Origin of the sequence: Mesorhizobium waimense (assembly GCF_003601975.1) — a bacterium.
In the GTDB taxonomy this organism is placed as follows: domain Bacteria; phylum Pseudomonadota; class Alphaproteobacteria; order Rhizobiales; family Rhizobiaceae; genus Mesorhizobium; species Mesorhizobium waimense.
In genome coordinates, this window is sequence record NZ_QZWZ01000020.1 from 43,823 (window position 1) to 61,248 (window position 17,426).

Annotated in this window: 18 protein-coding genes and 1 pseudogene; 8 read left to right on the forward strand and 11 right to left on the reverse strand. The window is 63.9% G+C overall.

The annotated features are described in order from the left end of the window. Positions 1 to 151 precede the first annotated feature (151 nt). From D3227_RS23520 to D3227_RS23545, 6 genes are all read right to left on the reverse strand, one after another. Positions 152 to 1,630: an amidase gene (locus D3227_RS23520; RefSeq protein ID WP_120016677.1), complete on the reverse strand. Its 1,479-nt coding sequence runs from the start codon at positions 1,628 to 1,630 to the stop codon at positions 152 to 154. Between the two features lie 14 nt (positions 1,631 to 1,644). Then, positions 1,645 to 2,604 carry a cyclase family protein gene (locus D3227_RS23525; RefSeq protein WP_120016678.1) on the reverse strand — a complete coding sequence of 320 codons (960 nt, stop codon included), beginning with the start codon at positions 2,602 to 2,604 and terminating at the stop codon, positions 1,645 to 1,647. Further along, a complete protein-coding gene (locus D3227_RS23530; protein ID WP_120016679.1) occupies positions 2,601 to 3,395 on the reverse strand; it encodes an ATP-binding cassette domain-containing protein in 795 nt (264 codons plus the stop codon). Before D3227_RS23530 ends, D3227_RS23525 begins: the two co-directional genes overlap by 4 nt. A 2-nt stretch (positions 3,396 to 3,397) precedes the next feature. Continuing rightward, positions 3,398 to 4,462, reverse strand: coding sequence for an ABC transporter permease (locus D3227_RS23535; RefSeq protein WP_245451845.1), 1,065 nt, complete (start codon positions 4,460 to 4,462; stop codon positions 3,398 to 3,400). A 54-nt stretch (positions 4,463 to 4,516) separates the two neighbouring features. Further along, positions 4,517 to 5,446, reverse strand: a complete 930-nt coding sequence (locus D3227_RS23540; RefSeq protein WP_120016681.1) for a sugar ABC transporter substrate-binding protein — start codon at positions 5,444 to 5,446, stop codon at positions 4,517 to 4,519. A gap of 428 nt (positions 5,447 to 5,874) precedes the next feature. Next, positions 5,875 to 6,534: an outer membrane protein gene (locus D3227_RS23545; protein ID WP_120016682.1), complete on the reverse strand. Its 660-nt coding sequence runs from the start codon at positions 6,532 to 6,534 to the stop codon at positions 5,875 to 5,877. Positions 6,535 to 6,944: 410 nt separating this feature from the next. Between D3227_RS23545 and D3227_RS23550 the strand changes: the two genes are divergently transcribed. From D3227_RS23550 to D3227_RS44065, 6 genes and pseudogenes are all read left to right on the forward strand, one after another. After that, positions 6,945 to 7,709 carry an SDR family oxidoreductase gene (locus tag D3227_RS23550; RefSeq protein ID WP_120016683.1) on the forward strand — a complete coding sequence of 255 codons (765 nt, stop codon included), beginning with the start codon at positions 6,945 to 6,947 and terminating at the stop codon, positions 7,707 to 7,709. After that, positions 7,706 to 9,778, forward strand: a complete 2,073-nt coding sequence (uvrC, locus tag D3227_RS23555) for an excinuclease ABC subunit UvrC (RefSeq protein WP_120016684.1) — start codon at positions 7,706 to 7,708, stop codon at positions 9,776 to 9,778. Before D3227_RS23550 ends, uvrC begins: the two co-directional genes overlap by 4 nt. A 139-nt stretch (positions 9,779 to 9,917) precedes the next feature. Then, positions 9,918 to 10,514, forward strand: coding sequence for a CDP-diacylglycerol--glycerol-3-phosphate 3-phosphatidyltransferase (gene pgsA, locus D3227_RS23560; RefSeq protein ID WP_006201585.1), 597 nt, complete (start codon positions 9,918 to 9,920; stop codon positions 10,512 to 10,514). Position 10,515: 1 nt separating this feature from the next. Further along, entirely contained in the window at positions 10,516 to 10,773 is a 258-nt protein-coding gene (gene moaD / locus D3227_RS23565) for a molybdopterin converting factor subunit 1 (protein WP_006201584.1), read from the forward strand. A 4-nt stretch (positions 10,774 to 10,777) separates the two neighbouring features. After that, positions 10,778 to 11,257, forward strand: coding sequence for a molybdenum cofactor biosynthesis protein MoaE (locus tag D3227_RS23570; RefSeq protein WP_120016685.1), 480 nt, complete (start codon positions 10,778 to 10,780; stop codon positions 11,255 to 11,257). Between the two features lie 193 nt (positions 11,258 to 11,450). Continuing rightward, positions 11,451 to 12,100, forward strand: a pseudogene (locus D3227_RS44065) (YbaY family lipoprotein). Positions 12,101 to 12,212: 112 nt separating this feature from the next. Here the strand turns inward: D3227_RS44065 and ndk are convergent. Next, on the reverse strand, positions 12,213 to 12,635 hold the full coding sequence (gene ndk, locus D3227_RS23580; protein ID WP_006201580.1) for a nucleoside-diphosphate kinase: 423 nt from the start codon (positions 12,633 to 12,635) through the stop codon (positions 12,213 to 12,215). A gap of 180 nt (positions 12,636 to 12,815) precedes the next feature. Between ndk and D3227_RS23585 the strand changes: the two genes are divergently transcribed. Beyond that, a complete protein-coding gene (locus tag D3227_RS23585) occupies positions 12,816 to 13,016 on the forward strand; it encodes a hypothetical protein (protein WP_120016686.1) in 201 nt (66 codons plus the stop codon). A gap of 106 nt (positions 13,017 to 13,122) precedes the next feature. Here the strand turns inward: D3227_RS23585 and D3227_RS41190 are convergent, their stop codons facing one another. Together D3227_RS41190 and D3227_RS23595 are read right to left on the reverse strand one after the other, a co-directional pair. After that, positions 13,123 to 13,485 (reverse strand): hypothetical protein, encoded by a 363-nt coding sequence (locus D3227_RS41190; RefSeq protein WP_147377661.1) that lies wholly within the window; start codon positions 13,483 to 13,485, stop codon positions 13,123 to 13,125. 101 nt (positions 13,486 to 13,586) lie between these two features. Further along, entirely contained in the window at positions 13,587 to 14,966 is a 1,380-nt protein-coding gene (locus tag D3227_RS23595; RefSeq protein ID WP_208646420.1) for a hypothetical protein, read from the reverse strand. Between the two features lie 283 nt (positions 14,967 to 15,249). Here D3227_RS23595 and D3227_RS23600 point away from each other — a divergent pair, with 283 nt between their 5' ends. Continuing rightward, positions 15,250 to 15,720, forward strand: a complete 471-nt coding sequence (locus D3227_RS23600) for a TetR/AcrR family transcriptional regulator (RefSeq protein ID WP_245451846.1) — start codon at positions 15,250 to 15,252, stop codon at positions 15,718 to 15,720. Positions 15,721 to 15,939: 219 nt separating this feature from the next. Here the strand turns inward: D3227_RS23600 and bluB are convergent, their stop codons facing one another. Both bluB and D3227_RS23610 read right to left on the reverse strand, forming a co-directional pair. Then, entirely contained in the window at positions 15,940 to 16,575 is a 636-nt protein-coding gene (gene bluB, locus D3227_RS23605) for a 5,6-dimethylbenzimidazole synthase (protein WP_120016688.1), read from the reverse strand. Positions 16,576 to 16,705: 130 nt separating this feature from the next. Further along, complete coding sequence (locus D3227_RS23610; RefSeq protein ID WP_120016689.1) at positions 16,706 to 17,398, reverse strand: glutathione S-transferase family protein; 693 nt, start codon at positions 17,396 to 17,398, stop codon at positions 16,706 to 16,708. Positions 17,399 to 17,426 lie beyond the last annotated feature (28 nt).

The following is a 17,426-nucleotide window of genomic DNA, read 5'->3' on the forward strand; positions in this document are numbered from 1 at the left end:
CCTTGAGGGGGAGATGGCCGGCAGGCCAGAGGGGGTCGTCTCACATAGATCGCCGACATCCTGTAGTCGGGAAGGCGTTGGCGCTCCACGCGCCGGGACCCCCTCTGTCGCCTTCAGCGACATCTCCCCTCAAGGGGGGAGATCGGCTGCTTCAACGCCCCGCCAGCCTCAAATAACTCTGGAACCACGGCCGCATCCGCTCAAACCGCGCGGCCATGTTCAGCACACTTTCGTCGGCATGGCGCCGCCCGATGATCTGCATCCCGACCGGCAGGCCCTGTGGCGTCAACCCCGCCGGCACCGAGATCGCCGGATGGCCGGTGTAGTTGATCGGGTAGGTCATGCACCAGCCGATCAGCGGATCGACTGCCTCGCCATTGATCGAGGTCGGGCCGATCGTGTTGCCGTCGGTTGCGTTCTTCACCGGCGGAATCGCCAGCGTCGGCGAGACGATCAGGTCATGCGTTTCGAACAAATCCTCGAGCCCGTCGCTGACGCCGGTGCGCAAGAGGTCGTCGAGCGCGTGCTCAACCGCCGACACTTTGTAGGCGCCTTCCAGCATCGCCAGGAATTGCGGCGTCAGCACTGCTGCGTGTTCGCCCATCAGGTCGATGCCTTCCTGCTTCCAGTAGACGGCGATCGCCGCATAATGGATCGAGATCGTGCGCACCCAGAGCGCCGCCAACTCCTTGTGGTCGGCCTTGAAATCGGGCTCGACCTCATCGACCTCGACGCCGCCCTGCCGCATCGCCTCGACCGCGTCGGCAATGACGGCGGCGACCTGGCGGTCGACCGGAAAATTGCCGAGGCGCGGGCTGTAGGCGACGCGCAGCTTTCGCGCCGGCGCCTGCACGGCGCCAACATAGTCGACGCCGTCATCGGGCAGGCTGAGCGGGTCGCGGCTGTGCGGCCCGGCCATCACCTTGGCCATCAGCGCGGCATCGGCGATGGTGCGCGTCAGCGGTCCGATATGGACCAGCGGATGCCCCCACAGGAAGCCGTCGGGACGCGTCACCGAAGGGATGCGGCCGAAGGACGGCTTGAAGCCGACACAGCCGCTGAACGAGGCGGGGATGCGCACCGACCCGCCGCCATCCGTGCCTTGCGCCAGCGCCGCCATGCCGTCGGCCACCGCCGCCGCACTGCCGCCCGACGAGCCGCCGGAATTGTAGCCGATCGCAAACGGCGTGCTGGTCGGTCCGAAGCGCAGATTGTCGGTGATGCCCTTGTGGCCGAATTCAGGCGTGTTGGTCTTGCCGAGCACGATGGCGCCGGCACCGAGCAGGCGCTCGACCGCCACCGCACTGGTCTTCGGCACCCGGTTCTTCACCGCCCGCGAGGCCATCGATGTCGGCACGCCGGCGACGTCATCGAGATCCTTGATGCCGACCGGCACGCCATGCAAGGGACCGAGCGGACCGCCGGCCATCACCTCCTTTTCGGCGACGCGCGCGGCATCCATCGCCTCGTCGCCGAGCACCAGCGTGTAGGCGTTGACCACGGGGTTGCGCGCTTCGATACGGCGCAGATACGCCTCGGTCACTTCGACAGGCGACAGGTCGCGGCGGCGGATGCGCTCGGCCAGTTCCGTGGCCGGCAGGAAACAAAGCTGCGTTTCTGCAGAAGTCATGAAGCCATTTCCGTCTATTTGATGAACACTGGATTTGCCGAGCCGCCGGTGCCCTTGCTGACCTTGGCGGGGCTCGCGCAATAAAAACCTTCATAGCGGCGGTCGGCGGCACAGTCGGCCGCCAGCGCATCGAGCGACGCCATCTCGGTGAAGACGACGCCGAGATTGCGCATCAGCGCCGCGTGCAGCACCAGCATCAGCCCGGTCTCGGGTTCGTAGGTGGTCTCGTTGGCCAGCGTGTCGGTGACCAGGCTGGGGATCTGCATCTCGTCGAACCAGCGCACCAGGTCGAGGCTGAAGGTGAGGCCAGGCTCCCAATAGTTTTCACCGACCGTCTGACTGCCCGCCGCCAGTGCGCCGACCCAGCCGGTGCGGACAAGCAGGATGCTGCGCGGCAGGATCTCGACGCCTTGCGCCCGCGCGCACTCGATCAGGTCCAGATGCGTGAACGCCTCGGCGCGCTCCAGCGCCGGCTTGCCGCGGAAGCGGGCAATGTCGATGAGCACACCGCGGCCGACGATGCCGCGCTCGGCGATCGGCATGATGCCGGCCCTGGTCATGCCGCCATTGGTGCTCGATGCCGGAAAGCCGTTCCAGAGCGTGTCGTCGAACCACATGTGGCCGAGCGCATCGCAATGCGTGCCGGCCTGCGCGAAACCGGTAACGTAGTCGTCGGCGAATTCGAGGCCGCCGGGCAGAGCGTGCCAGTGGCCGTTCTCGAAGCCGGCCTTGTCGGCGACCATGAAATGCTTGGCCGGCCAGCGGCCGGGAAACACCGCATCGCCATCATGGGTGGCGATCGGCACGCCGAGCGTGAAGGTGCGGCCATACCGCACCGTCGCCAGCCCGTACATGACCTCCTCGGCGGTGAGATAGTTGAGCGCGCCGATCTCGTCGTCGGCGCCCCATCGGCCCCAGCGGTTGGGCGCGTCGGCGAGCAGCCGGCGCAGCGTCATCGTGTCGGTCGCGCTCATGCGCCAGCCTCCGCGATGGCCGAGCGAGGCGTCATCGCCTCCCTGGCGCCGGTGATGTAGGCGACCATGTCTTCCATATTGGTGGCGGCGCTGGCGAGGTCGGCGGCCTTGCGGCCGCGGCGCATCACCACCACGCGGTTGCACACCTGCCAGAGGTGATCGAGATTGTGGGTGACCATGACGATGGTCAGCCCCTGGGCGCCGAGCCGCCTGATGAGGTCGAGCACCTCGCGCGATTCGCGCACGCCAAGTGCGGCGGTGGGCTCGTCGAGCAGCAGCAATTTGTGGCCCCAGAAGGCGCCGCGCGCGATCGCCACCAGCTGGCGCTGGCCGCCTGACATGCGGTCGACCGGCTTGCTGCGCACGCCGGGGATGTCGATGTTGAGCTGCTCGAGGCCTCGTATCGCGGTGTCGCCCATCGACTTGCGGCGGATCCAGCGCAGCAGCGCCGGACCGCGGCCAAGTGCCAGCTCGCGGCCGAGGAAGAAGTTCTCGGCTGCGGTAAAGGTGCCGATCAGCGACAGGTCCTGATAGACCGTCTCGATGCCGAGGCGTTGCGCCTCGGCCGGCGGCGACAGTTTCTGCGGCCGCCCTTCGAGGATCACCTCGCCGGAGGTCGGATCATGCGCACCGGCAAGGATTTTGATCAGCGTCGACTTGCCGGCACCATTGTCGCCGACCAGGCCGATGATGTCGCCCCTGGCGATGTCGAGCGAGACATTGTCGAGCGCCTGGATGCCGCCGAAGCTGCGGCAGATGTGGCGGAGCGAAAGCAGCGTCGCCTGGCCCATGGCTACCCCCTTCCGTAGCGGCGGCCGATGCCGCCGAGCGCCACCGCGACGACCAGAAGCGAGCCGGTGAACAGGAACTGGGTGAAGATCGGCGCGCCGATCATGGCGAGCCCATTGTTGCCGACCGCGACCGTCAGCACGCCGACCAGCGTGCCCAGAATGTGGAACTGGCCTTCCCTGAGTGCCGCCGAGCCGAGGAAGGCGGCCGAGAACGAAGTCAGCATGAAACTGTCGCCCGCCGTCACCTGTCCCGAGCCGAGATTGGAGGCCATCAGCATGCCGCCGATCGCCGCACAGGTGCTGGCGATGGCGAAGGCGACGATGCGGCTGCGGTCGACGGCGACGCCGGCGCGGCGCGCCGACTCCGGACTCACGCCGATCGCCTTGATGTGCTGGCCCTGCACGGTGCGGTTGAGGATCACCCACAGCAGCGCCAGCACCACGGCCATGATGATGACCAGATGCGGCACCCCGGCGATGCGGCCGATGGCGATGTTGGTGAATTCCCGGCTCTGCGTGAGCTGCAGCGGAATACCGCCGGAATAGGCGTAGTTCAGGCCGACGACGATGGTGCCGGTGCCGAGCGTGGCGATGAAGGCATTCACGCCGATCTTGGAAACGACGATGCCGTTGACGATGCCGATCAGTGTGCCGAGGCCGACGACAAGCACGATGGCAAGCGGGATCGACAGGCCGCTATAGCTCAAGAGCCCGACCACGAGCAGCCCGCAGAAGCTCGCGACATAGCCGATGCTGAGGTCGAAATCGCCGGCCACCAGCGGCACGGTGAGGCCGGCCGCGACAATGGTGCCGATCGCCATATCATTGATGATGTTGCGGAAATTGCCGATGGTCGCAAAGGTTCCCGGCTGCAGGACCGAGAAGATCAGCACCATCGAGCCGAGCACGATGATGGTGCCATAGGTGCCGAGCAGGCGCATCAGAAGCGCCCGCCGGTCGCGCGCGCCGGGAGGGAGATACCCGACCTGCGTGACCGGCGAGGCGCCCTCCGCCGGAGCGGAGGTTTCTGGCAGGGAATGGTCAGCGGACATGACAGCTCTGTTCATGATGGAAATCGGGTCCGGCTGGGCTTGCCCGGCCGGACCGTCAATCTGCAGCGTTTACTGCGGATTGTCCTTCATGAACTGGTCGACATTGTCCTTGGTGACCAGAGTGTAGCCCGGCACGAAGGATTTCGGCTGCCACTTGTCGCCGGCTGCAAGAATGTCGGGGATCTGCTCGACAAGCATCTTGCCGGCCGAGGTCAGATCGACGCCGAGCGTGGCGGTCATCGTTCCATCCTTGACCGCCTGCACGGCGGGCGCGGTGGCGTTGAACGAATAGACCTTCACGTCGCTGCGGCCGTTCTGCTTCAGCGCCGCGATGGCGCCCATGGCGTTGTCGTCATAGCAATTGAAGATCGCGAACGGCCCCTTGGCGTCGGCATTGGCGGCGAGCCAGGCGCTGGTTGCGGCCTGCGAAGATTCGGCAGCACCCGGGATGCTGATTTCGTGCGAGGTCGCCTTGAGTCCCGGCTTGGCCTTGACCGCCGCATCGAAGGCATCGGCGCGCTCGCGGCACGGTATGCCGGGGTGATAGGTGAGGTCGAGCAGTGTGCCGGTGTCGCCGACATCCTTCAACATCAGGTCGATCAGCGGTGGCGCGGCGCCCGTGCTGGCCGAAAGCGCAATGCCGTCGGCCATGCCGCCGCCGGCCGAAAGCACCGGGATCTTCGCATCCGCCGCGGCCTGCAGCCCGGCGGCAAGGCCGGTCGAATCGAAGACGGTGACGATGATGGCGTTCACCTTCTTGGTCGTCAGTTGTTTGATGCTGGTGATCGCCTGCGAGGGATCGCCATTGGCGTTGAGTGTTTCCACCGTCCAGCCCTTTGACTGGGCCTCCTTGGTCATGGTGTCGACCATCTGGTTGGTGTCGACATCGGAGGTCGAGAAGGTGACGATCCCGATCGTCAGCTTGTCATCGGCGTGGGCAGCCGGCGCGAGGCATGCCGCGACCAATGCCGCGGCCGAGAATGTCTGAAAGCGGTTCACGTTGCATATCCCCTGTTTGACCGAGTGTTCCGGCTCGCATCTCGACCGCACGGAGCCCTACGGGGCCTTGAGTGCGGGTCGCCACAGATTAGGAATGTTTGTTCGTGCGAGCCACGTACTAACTATAGGCATAAGCCGCAGAGTGACGCAACGGCAAAATGGGGGCTTCCCCTTCTTCCCTTGTGGGAGAAGGTGGATCGGCGGGCAGCGCCGAGACGGATGAGGGGTGCTGGAAGAAACGAGACTTCAGAAAGTTAAATGATTCGAAGTGCTTATGCCTTCAGCGCAGCGATCCGTCCAACACCCCTCATCCGACCGAGCTTCGCTCAGCCACCTTCTCCCACAAGGGGAGAAGGTAAGAACGCATCGCCGGGGCACAAAAAAAGCCGGGCACGAGGCCCGGCTTTTCGTGTCGTGGCTTGAACGACTTAGAACTTCATACCGACGCCGAAGGTGACGCGGTTGTCCTTGACCTTGACGTTGCCAAGAGAGCCGAAGTCCTTGTCGCCGTAGTCGGTGTAGCGGTACTCGACGCGGCCGAACACGTTGTCGGTGATCTTGATGTCGGTGCCGACGCCGGCGGTCCAGCCGAACATCGCATTGCTGTCGTCGGTGCCGGTGACGCTATCCGTGATCTTCTGGTTCTTGCCGGCGAGACCGCCGGTGCCGTAGAGCAGGATTTCCGGGGTCACGGAATAGCCGAGGCGGGCACGCAGCGAGCCTTCGAAGCCGCCCTTGGCGTCGATGCCGTCGCTGTCGCCCTTTACGCCGTTGTAGCCGAGATCGGCTTCGGCGCCGTACACGAAGTTCTCCTGCTGCCACTGATAGCCGCCGAAGACGCCGCCGATGAAGCCCTTGGTCTTCACGTCGACGCCGGCGTCACGGGCATCGGCATGGCCACTAAAGCCATAGCCGGCGCTGATACCAGCATAGGGGCCGGCCCAGGAAGCGACCGGAAGTTCAGCAACCGGGGCGGCCGGTGCCGGCGGCTCTTCCGAGACCACGTCCGCCGCATAGGCGGTTCCACTGAGGGCGAAGAGCCCGAGTGCGACAGCCAGCGGCCGTGCGAATTTGAGATTGGCTTGCATTGTTCTTTACTCCTTAAGCCACAGGACACAGGCTTGTTTTTCACGATCGCCATCGACCCGTCCGGGGGGTGAAACGGATCTGGCGTTCGTCGGTTCCAAATGTCGTGTCGAAATGCGGCTGAAGCGAACCTGAACTTGGGTCATTCCCCGGCGCGAATGAGGCTGAACCTTGACGTTGCATCTTCGCAACAGCGAGATGTCAGCACGCTTGCCATGCTGCATTGCACTCGGCTTGGTGCAAGGAGTCCAGCGTCCTATATTGCGGTCCAGTTGGCCGAGTCTCGGCCGAGCCGAAACGCCGATCGGGCCGCTTTGCCACAATCCTGCCCCAGGTGGAAACGGCATTTAACCCCTGGGCGTGTCATAATTTGCCGGCGGCCGGAATCGAGGCCGCGATTGAGGATTGACAGATGAACGAAGCCGCCGGAACGGCGCTGGTGACGGGTGCGGGAAAACGGATCGGCAAGGCGATCGTCGAGGATCTGGCCAGACACGGTTTCGCCGTCGCCATCCACGCCAACGGTTCGCTGGCCGCAGCAGAGGCGCTAGCCGCGCGGATCCGGGATGCCGGCGGTCGCGCCGCCGTGGTCGGCGCCGGCCTCACCGACATGGGCGCGGTCGGCGACCTCGTGGGACGCGCCGAGGCAGCGCTCGGCCCGGTCACGCTTTTGGTCAACAACGCCTCCCTGTTCGTCGACGACAGCATCGAGGATTTCGACTGGGCCGTATGGGACCGCCACTTCGCCATTCATGTGAAAGCCCCCGCGCTCCTGGCGCAGAACTTCGCCCGCGCGCTGCCGCAGGGCAAGGAGGGGCTGATCGTCAACATCATCGATCAGCGCGTCTGGCGGCCGACGCCGCGGTACTTTTCCTATGCACTATCGAAGTCGACGCTGTGGAGGCAGACCGAGATGCTGGCGCAGGCGCTCGGGCCGCGCATCCGCGTCAACGCCATCGGCCCCGGACCGACGCTGAAGAACGCGCGCCAGGAGGACGCCGATTTTGCCGCGCAGGTCGACGGGCTGATCCTGAAGCGCGGCCCTGAATTGCCCGAATTCGGCGCCACCATCCGCTATCTCTGGGCGGCGCGCTCGATCACCGGCCAGATGATCGCGCTGGATGGCGGCCAGCATCTTGCATGGCAGACGCCCGATGTGACAGGCATGGTGGAATGAGTCCCGCAGACCACAAACACAAGCAGCGCGGCGCCGCCGACGATCTGCCGCCCGAGATCGACCTCGAGGACGATGCGGCCGAGGAGATCGCCGAGCCGGAAACCACCTCGGCCGCACCCGACGTCGCCTTCACCGCAATAGACTGGACGCCACATGCCGGCGATGCCGACGGCATGGTCGGAGCTGAGGTCATCCAGACCTTGGTCAAGCGGCTGCCCAATGCGCCCGGCGTCTACCGCATGATGAATGCAGCCGGCGACGTGCTCTATGTCGGCAAGGCGCGCAGCCTGAAGAAGCGGGTGACCAACTACGCGCAGGGGCGCTTCCACACCAGTCGCATCGGCCGCATGGTGCGCGAGACGTCGACGATGGAGTTCGTCGTCACCCGCACCGAGATCGAGGCGCTGCTTCTCGAAGCCAATCTTATCAAGCGCTTGCGGCCGCGATTCAATGTGCTGATGCGCGACGACAAGTCGTTTCCCTATATCTTGCTGACCGGCGACCACGTCTCGCCCGGCATCTACAAGCATCGCGGCGCGCGCTCGCGCAAAGGCGACTATTTCGGCCCCTTCGCCTCGGCCGGCGCCGTCGGGCGCACCATCAATTCGCTGCAGCGCGCCTTCCTGCTGAGAAGCTGCACTAACTCCTTCTACGAGAACCGTACACGGCCTTGCCTGCTTTACCAGATCAAGCGCTGCGCCGCCCCGTGCACCGGCGAGATATCGCACCAGGACTATGCGGAGCTGGTCAGCGAGGCGAAAGATTTCCTGTCGGGCCGCAGCCAGAAGGTGAAGACGGAAATCTCCGGCGCCATGCAGCAGGCCTCTCAAGACCTCGATTTCGAGCGCGCCGCAATCTATCGCGACCGGCTGGCGGCGCTGTCGCATGTGCAGAGCCACCAGGGCATCAACCCGCAGACGGTGGAAGAGGCGGACGTCTTCGCCATCCATCAGGAAGGCGGCCAGGTCTGCATCCAGGTGTTCTTCTTCCGCACCGGCCAGAACTGGGGCAATCGGGCCTATTTCCCCAAGGCCGATCCGGCGCTGGAGGGATCGGAAGTGCTTGGTTCTTTCCTGGCGCAGTTCTACGACGATAAGCCGACGCCGCGCGCCGTTCTTCTGTCGCATGGCGTCGAGGAGCAGGAGCTTCTGGCGGAGGCGCTCTCCACCCGCGCCGGCCGCAAGGTGTCGATCACCGTGCCGCAGCGCGGCGAGAAGAAGGACCTGACCGACAATGCGCTGCAGAATGCGCGCGAGGCGCTGGGCCGCCGGCTGGCCGAAACCTCGACGCAGACGCGGCTGCTGACAGGTTTTGCCGAGACCTTCGGCATGGCAAAGCCGCCGGTGCGCATCGAGGTCTACGACAATTCGCACATCATGGGCACTAACGCCGTCGGCGCCATGGTCGTCGCCGGGCCGGAAGGGTTCGTCAAGAACCAGTACAGGAAGTTCAACATCCGCTCGACCGAGATCACGCCGGGCGACGATTTCGGCATGATGCGCGAGGTGATGGAGCGGCGCTTTTCGCGGCTGCTGAAGGAGCATGGTGATGCGCCGCGAGGCGCGGACGTCGAGGGCGAGACGGAAGAAGACATCGAGGGCTATGGCGGCTTCCCGGCCTGGCCCGACGTCATCCTGATCGACGGCGGCCAGGGCCAGATGAGTGCGGTGCGCAAGATCCTGTCCGATCTCGGCATCGAGGACCGCGTCGTGGCCATCGGCATCGCCAAGGGCCAGGATCGCGACGCCGGCCGCGAGCGCTTCTTCGTCAAGGGCAGGGACTCGTTTTCGCTGCCGGTGCGCGATCCCGTGCTCTATTTCGTCCAGCGGCTGCGCGACGAGGTGCACCGCTTCGCCATCGGCTCGCACCGCGCGCGGCGCAAGAAGGAGATGGTCAAGAGCCCGCTCGACGAGATCAGCGGCATCGGCCCCGGCCGCAAGCGCGCGCTGCTCCTGCATTTCGGCACGGCAAAAGCGGTCAGCCGCGCGGCGGTCGAGGATCTGGTCAAGGTCGACGGCATTTCCGAGCAGGTGGCCAAGCTGGTCTACAATCATTTCCACGAGAGTTGACGAGGTGTATCGCTATTCAGCCGGCCTGACCTGAATTTCGATACGCCCGGGTCTTTTCGGCTGGCCAATCGAAATTGTTCTGTTGACCCCCCACATTCGCTTCTGATTTGAGTACGCAGGCAGAAAGAGTCCCAAAAATATGGCCCAGCGCGCGTTCAACCTGCCCAACATGCTCACCTACGCCCGCATCCTCGCGGTGCCGCTGGTCGTGCTGTGTTTTTTCCTTGAGGGCCATCTGAAGTCGAGCGACTTCGCCCGCTGGTTGGCTCTGGCCATTTTCCTGCTCGCTTCGATCACCGATTACTTCGACGGCTATTTTGCACGAGCCTGGAAGCAGACCTCCAACATCGGCAAGATGCTCGACCCGATTGCCGACAAATTGCTGGTCGCCACCTGCCTGCTGCTTTTAGCCGCCGACACCGATCGCCATGCCGGCATCGCCGGCTGGTCGCTATGGGCGGCGATCATCATCCTGTGCCGTGAGATCCTGGTCTCGGGACTGCGCGAATATCTGGCCGCGCTGAAAGTGTCGGTGCCGGTGACTCAACTGGCCAAATGGAAGACCACCATCCAAATGGTCGCCATCGCCTTCCTGCTCGCCGGCCCGGCCGGCGACAAGATCTTCCCGCTGACCACGCAGACCGGGCTGGTGCTGCTGTGGATCGCCGCCCTGGTCACGCTCTATACCGGCTATGACTATTTCCGCGCCGGCCTGAAGCACATCATGGACGAGTGACGTGGCAACCAAGCTCATCTATTTCGCCTGGGTGCGCGAGCGGATCGGCAAGCCGGAAGAGGATGTCGAACTGCCCGCCGGCATCGAGACCGTCGCCGACCTTCTGCGCTGGCTGAAGTCGCGCGGCGAGGAATACGAGCACGCGTTGCAATATCCCGACGTGATCCGCGTCGCCATCAACCAGGAACATGTCGAGCACCGCGAGAAGATCGCCGGCGCGCGGGAGATCGCGCTGTTCCCGCCGATGACCGGGGGCTGAAACCATGTCCGGCGTGGTGGTGCCTGTCGTGCGCATCCAGCGCGAAGATTTCGACGTCGCCGCCGAGATCGCCAGGCTGACCGAAGGTCGAGCCGACATCGGCGCCGTGGTGACGTTCTGCGGTCTCTGCCGCGACGAGCAGGGCCGGCTGTCGGCCCTCGAACTCGAACATTATCCCGGCATGGCCGAGGCCGAGATCGCCCGCATCGCCGGCGAGGCGATCGAACGCTGGCCGCTGCAGGGCCTCACCGTCATCCACCGCCACGGCAAGGTCCGGCCGGGCGAGAACATCGTTCTCGTGGTGACGGCTTCCGCGCATCGCCAGGCGGCATTCGAGGCGGCGAACTTTTTGATGGACTACCTGAAGTCGCGGGCGCCGTTCTGGAAGAAGGAGCACCATGCCGACGGTTCCGCGGGCGGCTGGGTCGACGCCAAGGAGATCGACGACAAGGCCGCCGGCCGCTGGAAGGCGCCGTCCAAATAAACTCTCACGCAGCCATTCATTGACCGCAATCCTTTGGCCAATTTGCTGCCATCGGTCAGCCTGGGCAAGGGAGAAGGTCATGCTCGACAGGATCGCCGAATTCTTCATCTTTGGTTTCGTGCCGCTGGTCGTCGGCATGCTGGCGGTGCCGGAAATGTCCAATGCCGCCGAAAAGACCCTGAAGGGCGAGGTGATGTATCGCGAGCGCATCGCATTGCCGCCCAATGCCGTGCTCTCCGTCCAGCTTGCCGACGTGTCGCTGGCCGATGCGCCGGCGGCGATCATCGGCGAGCGCAAGCCGGCGCCGGCCGGCCAGGTGCCGATCAAGTTCGAGATCAGCTTCGATCCCCAGGTGATCCGCCCGAACATGACCTACGCGCTGCAGGCGCGCATTACCGTCGAAGACAGGCTGATATTCATCTCCGATACGCGCCATCAGGTCGACCCGCTGAGCGATGCGCCGCAGACGATCATGCTGAAGATGGTGGCGCCGGACGACAAGGCGGCCGGCGCTCTGCTCGGGCAGAGCTGGCTGGTCGAATACATCGACGGCATCGGCGTCATTGCGGAGCCGCAGGCGACGTTCCGGGTAAGCGAAGCCGGCAAGGCCGGCGGCAGCGGCCCCTGCAACGTCTATTTCGCCACCGCGAAGGTCGACGGTTCGACGATCGCCATCAGCGAGATCGGCTCGACCTCAAGGCCTGCGCGCCTGATGTCATGGCCGAGGAGAAGGCGCTGTTCGAGGCGCTGGCCAGGGCCGCCTCCTACCATGTCGATGCAGGCAAGCTCACCATCACCGACAAGGACGGCAAGGACATCCTGCGCTTCAACGCCGCGAGCTGACCGTCGGACGATCTTTGCGCTGCCGAGGCAGCACCCGCCTCTGAGCGATGCTGGGGCTGGGCGAAAAAAAGGCCGGCGAAACGCCGGCCTTTTGACTGCATGGTCCGCCGGCTCAGCCGACGATCTCGGTGTCGGAGAACCAGTACTTGATCTCCTGCGCGGCGGTCTCCGGCGCGTCCGAGCCGTGCACGGAATTCTCGCCGATCGACAGCGCGTGCACCTTGCGGATGGTGCCTTCGGCGGCGTTGGCCGGGTTGGTGGCGCCCATTACTTCGCGGTTCTTGGCAATGGCGTTTTCGCCTTCCAGCACCTGAACAATGGTCGGCGCCGAGGACATGAACTCCACCAGCTCGCCGAAGAACGGACGCTCCTTGTGCACGGCATAAAAGCCTTCCGCCTCGCGGCGGCTCATCCACACCCGGCGCGAAGCAATGACGCGCAGGCCGGCATCCTCAAGCATCTGGGTGATGGCACCGGTGAGATTGCGCCGCGTCGCGTCGGGCTTGATCATGGAGAAGGTGCGTTCGATCGCCATTGGGTCGTCCTTGCTTTTTGAGAATGGGAATTGGAGTGGCGGGCTCTATACAAGCCGCTTCGGTCCTTGCCAAGGGGAGGCGGCTTCTGGCCAAGGCCGGATGTTTGCGGGATAATTAGACGGCTGCACGCGGACCTGGGCGCCAGGTCGGGGAGCATCGCGGCAGCGGAGCCGAAGGCGATGAACTGGCCTTACGTCAAACGCGGCGACTTCACCGGCATCCTCTTCGTGGCCGTTCTTTTCACCGTCATCACCCTGGTCCTGCTGTTCCTGCCCCAGCTGAAGCAGGATTTCGGCCTTGGCCCGGAATGGCAATGCGCGCGCATGGAGGAGGGCGATCCAATCTGCGTCAGGCTGGTCCAAGAGGATGAAGCGAGATAGCCGGCACTACCGCCTGATCATCACCGGCGGCCGCCGCTGCTCCCAGCCCTCGCGCTGCATGAAGCGGATTTTCGTTCGGAAAAGCGGTCAGGGCACGGGGCGACGTCTATGCCTCGCATCGATCGATGCCGCGCGAAGCAACGGCTATGCGTTCATGCGACTCGACACCGCCAATTTGCTCATCGAAACGATCGCTTTGTGCAGGTCCGTCGGCTTCCGCGACTGCCCCGCCTACAACGAGTATCCCGACGAGCTCCTGCCCCATATCGTCTTCATGGATGTGCCGCTCAGAGCCGCTGAAGCGGATTAGACCGAGCTCATCAAGGCGGATTAGACCGATGTCATCAAGCTGATGGTCATTGAGATAACTGAGTGGCGCGAGTTCAGGCCATGTATCGAGATTTGATCTTGGCTGCCTCCCGAAACACGCCGCGAGCTTGTGGTAGAGGGAAATTGACCATCCGGACATAGGGGTTTCCAACGACCGAAGGGTTCGACTTCGGCCCCGCTTTGCGTTGATCGGGATATCGGGGCTGAAGGCTGCGAAAGGGCGGCCTAGCGGAATGGGTCTCAGCCCCAGTTGCTGTCGTGCTCCGCGTGCGTACTGAGGTAGGCGCCCGGCGCGAAATGCGTGTCGTAGAACTCTGTGTCGAGCCGATGCGCTTGGAGATACATCAGGTTGAAGATCGCCGGCACTGTGGCCGGGAATCTGCCGAAGGTATCGTATATATACTGGGCCATCGCGGACACGCAGTCGACGAACTCCGCTCCCATCGGCGCGGCGCTGGTGCGGACCATCTCCGAGTGCTTGTAGGGGCCTTTTGTCTCGCCATGGAACGGCCCGCCCTTACCGAACTTGCGCTCGACCACCGCTTCCACAGCGGCGCGCATGTCCGGAAAATGCGGCGGGCAGTGTGCCTCGAACACGCCCGGCAGTCCGGTCACATGAGGCAGTGGTTTTCCGGGGATCATGTCGAACCGGAATCCGAGACCGGGAACGGCGGGATCACCGCTGGCGCCCTGAACCGTGAATGGGTTGAGGCCATCGTACATCCAGCCACCGAGACCAAGTGCCTGCAGCATTAGGGCGCCCGCGTAGCAGGCCGTCGAGGTTTCAACGGTGACTTCGGTGAGAGCCAGCTGCTCTACGAACGTCAGCGGATACGGATTCTGCAGATCCACCAGCCCGGCGAAGTTTTCGAGCCCTGGGATTGGCCGGCCATTGACGTCGTCGTAGACGCAGGCCCCGTTCTGAACGAGGTAGCAAAGCGTGAGCACCATGTGCTGAGCGAGATCCGCGACAGGAATGATCAGCGTGCTGCCGGCAACATTGCCACACCACTCGTTGTGCATCTCCATGTGCTCGGGAGTGCGCGGGATGTTTAGCCGCTGATCCGCCAGTTTGACAATGCGCGACCGGTGTGCCCCGAGATACGCGTCCAAGTCGGTCTCGCCGCCGGTCGACATGATGGACGCCATGTCCCGCGTCGGCAGGAAATAGACCCCGGTATCGTCGGTGAAGAATATCTCCGACGTGTGAAACCCTGCCGAAGACGGGAATGTGCGGCCACCGGCGGCGCCCGCATAGTTCGGCATTTTTGGAGCGTAGTGTTTGTTGTGCGGAATGAGATTTGCCCATCCCGTATTGCCCGCTACCGTGCTCAAGAGCAGCATCTTTTCCATCTCGGTGATTGGCGCCGCAAGTTTTTTTGAGGTATAGGCAAGAGGACCGTCCGGTATGGATGCGCCCTTCGCAAAACGCCGTGAGCGGCGCCCATGAATCGCTTGGATCAGTGGAAAATTGGTGACTTGCGCAAGGCCGCGCTCCGGGGCAGTACTGGCATCGTTTTGCTGGTTCACCGGAGTGGCGCCGGACGCGATGCCAGTCAGCAGGCCACTTGCACCGATCACGGATGCACCCAGTACGTTTCTGCGGGTTTTGTCGAACATTGTTCTGTCTCCTGCGGCGCGTCGGCGAATTGAGTTCAGCCAGCGGATGCGCCGTCTAGTTCGTGGTTTCGTGTGCCCAGAACATCCACGGTCCAGCGTTCCAAAACCAGTTGGCTTACGGTACACTGATCACAAATCGAAGATTGTTGTTTAAAGACAATGTCTTGCAGAGCCGCAGCCGGCATGTCCGCCCGCCGCCGTCGCAGGATTTTGTACTGATGGTCTAGAAAGCGGGTATGCCTTGAGCACAAATATACGCGGGAGTTCGACGCGACAGCGCATTATGGACGTCGCCCAGGACGCTGTTCTGCTGAAGGGCTTCGAAGCGACGTCGATCGATGAAATCGTCGCGGCCGTAGAGATATCCAAGGGCGGCTTTTTCTACCATTTTGCCGACAAGAACGCGTTGGCTCAGGCGTTGATCAGGCGCTACATCGAGGAAGAGGATCGTATTTTCGACGACTTGTTCGGCAGGGCCGGCGAACTCAATGACGACCCATTGCATGCCATGCTGATCGGCCTGAAAATGCTAGCGGAACTGTTCGAGAATTTGCCGGACGCCCACCCCGGGTGTCTGGTCGCCACGACCGCCTATCAGGACAGGATGTTCGACGCCGAGGTTCGCGAGTTGAATCGTTCTGCAATCCTGGGCTGGCGTGCCAGATTTCTCGCAATGCTCGAGGACATCCGGGCGTTATACCCCCCAACGAGCCGGTCGACATCGACGCGCTCGCCGATATGGTCATGGGTGTAGCCGAAGGAGGTATCGTTCTGTCCAAGGCGTTGAATGAGCCGAGTGCACTGCCGGCGCAAATCATGCTGTTCCGGACCTATCTGAAACTGCTCTTCAGCCCTCGTTTGAAGCCAGCGCTTTGAGCCGGCGGCCAGCTAGTGGTAGGGTCGATCAAGGCCCGCGGTTGTTCCGCCGTCGAAGCTGGAGCTCCAGCCCCAAACCATGGGCAGCTTTTTTCACTTAGCGCCTGATCATCACCGGCGGCCGCCGCTGCTCCCAGCCCTCGCGCTGCAGCGTCGGCACGTCGTGCTCCTCGCTCGGATAGCCGACGCAGAAATAGCCGATCAGCGTCCATTCGGGCGGCGTGTCGAGGATCTCGGTCATCTCGGCTGGATCGAGGATCGAGACCCAGCCGACGCCGATGCCTTCCGCGCGTGCTGCAAGCCACAGCGTGTGCACCGCCATCACCGCAGAATAGTCAATCGTCGCCGGCATCGTCAGGCGGCCCAGGCCGTGGCCTTGCCCCGTTGTGCGGTCGGCGAAGACCGCGAACTGGCAGGGCGCCTCGGCAAGCCCGGCGAGCTTCAGGCGCGCGTAGAGCGCCGCGCGCTCGCCCGAGAAGTATGCCAGCGCCTCGGCGTTGCAGCGCTCGAAGCAGCGTTTCACGGCGTTGCGACGCTCCGGACTTTCGACGACGACGAAGCGCCAAGGCTGGCTGAGGCCGACAGACGGCGCAATGCTGGCAAGCTCGAGCAGCCGCTCCAGCGTGCCTTCGGCCAGCGGCGTCGGCTTGAAGCGCCTGACGTCGCGGCGCCAGCGCAGCAGCGTTTCCAGCCCGGTGCGAAAGTCGTCGGAGAAATCCGGACCTGAGGTCATGCTGCTATATTGCCTTCGTTGCGGTCGCCCGGATTCACCCGCTGCTTCTTGGCCTCGATCAAGGCAGCGATGAGGCGTGCAAAGCGACGCAAGCGCACCTGCTTTGTCGCATTTCGGAAGCGGTGGGCGGTTACGCCGCCGCCGCCACCGTGCGGCCGAGGCCGCCATTGAGATCGAGGCAGCGTTCGAACCATTGCGCCACGATGTCGCTATGTTCCAGCAGCCGGTAGGGCGAGGCGATGCGTGCCCATTGCAGCGCGCCGAAGGCGATGTAGTCGGCAAAAAGGGGCGAGGCGCCGCCAATGAAAGGCTGGTAGCCGAGCATCGAGCGCAATGGCTCCAGCGAGGCGCGGAATGCGTTTAGTCCGGCGTCGCGGCCAGCCACCACCTCTTCCAGCCGCTTGCCGAAGCGCTGCTCGCGGTTCTGCCGGAAATAGGCGGCATTCGGCTCGTCCTGCATGGCGTGCAGGTCCATGACCGCCACGGTGTTGATGTAGGGATGGATGGTCAACTGCGACCAGCGTTCGATGAAGCGTGCCATCGCCTTGCCGCCGTCGCCGGAAAACAAGGTCGGCCGCTCCGGATAGGTCTCGTCGAGATAGAGCGCGATGGCGAAGGAATCAGCGATCACCTTCTCGCCATCGCGGATCACCGGAACGAGCTTCGAAATACCGCCCTCGACGTTGGGCACTTCGAGGAAACGCGTCGGCACGCTGGAACTGGTGAGCCCCTTGTGGGCGAGCGCCATCGCGATCTTCCAGCAATGCGGGCTGAACGGGCGGGCAGAATCGCGTCCGACGAGGTCATAGAACAGAATGGTCATTGGCGCGAATCTTCCAAGGGTTTAGGTA

Coding starts and splice junctions, on each gene's coding strand:
- D3227_RS23520 (WP_120016677.1), bottom strand. CDS start 1,630: ATGACTTCTGCAGAAACGCAGCTTTGTTTCCTGCCGGCCACGGAACTG.
- D3227_RS23525 (WP_120016678.1), bottom strand. CDS start 2,604: ATGAGCGCGACCGACACGATGACGCTGCGCCGGCTGCTCGCCGACGCG.
- D3227_RS23530 (WP_120016679.1), bottom strand. CDS start 3,395: ATGGGCCAGGCGACGCTGCTTTCGCTCCGCCACATCTGCCGCAGCTTC.
- D3227_RS23535 (WP_245451845.1), bottom strand. CDS start 4,462: ATGAACAGAGCTGTCATGTCCGCTGACCATTCCCTGCCAGAAACCTCC.
- D3227_RS23545 (WP_120016682.1), bottom strand. CDS start 6,534: ATGCAAGCCAATCTCAAATTCGCACGGCCGCTGGCTGTCGCACTCGGG.
- D3227_RS23550 (WP_120016683.1), top strand. CDS start 6,945: ATGAACGAAGCCGCCGGAACGGCGCTGGTGACGGGTGCGGGAAAACGG.
- uvrC (WP_120016684.1), top strand. CDS start 7,706: ATGAGTCCCGCAGACCACAAACACAAGCAGCGCGGCGCCGCCGACGAT.
- pgsA (WP_006201585.1), top strand. CDS start 9,918: ATGGCCCAGCGCGCGTTCAACCTGCCCAACATGCTCACCTACGCCCGC.
- D3227_RS23570 (WP_120016685.1), top strand. CDS start 10,778: ATGTCCGGCGTGGTGGTGCCTGTCGTGCGCATCCAGCGCGAAGATTTC.
- ndk (WP_006201580.1), bottom strand. CDS start 12,635: ATGGCGATCGAACGCACCTTCTCCATGATCAAGCCCGACGCGACGCGG.
- D3227_RS23585 (WP_120016686.1), top strand. CDS start 12,816: ATGAACTGGCCTTACGTCAAACGCGGCGACTTCACCGGCATCCTCTTC.
- D3227_RS41190 (WP_147377661.1), bottom strand. CDS start 13,485: ATGTCCGGATGGTCAATTTCCCTCTACCACAAGCTCGCGGCGTGTTTC.
- D3227_RS23595 (WP_208646420.1), bottom strand. CDS start 14,966: ATGTTCGACAAAACCCGCAGAAACGTACTGGGTGCATCCGTGATCGGT.
- D3227_RS23600 (WP_245451846.1), top strand. CDS start 15,250: ATGGACGTCGCCCAGGACGCTGTTCTGCTGAAGGGCTTCGAAGCGACG.
- bluB (WP_120016688.1), bottom strand. CDS start 16,575: ATGACCTCAGGTCCGGATTTCTCCGACGACTTTCGCACCGGGCTGGAA.
- D3227_RS23610 (WP_120016689.1), bottom strand. CDS start 17,398: ATGACCATTCTGTTCTATGACCTCGTCGGACGCGATTCTGCCCGCCCG.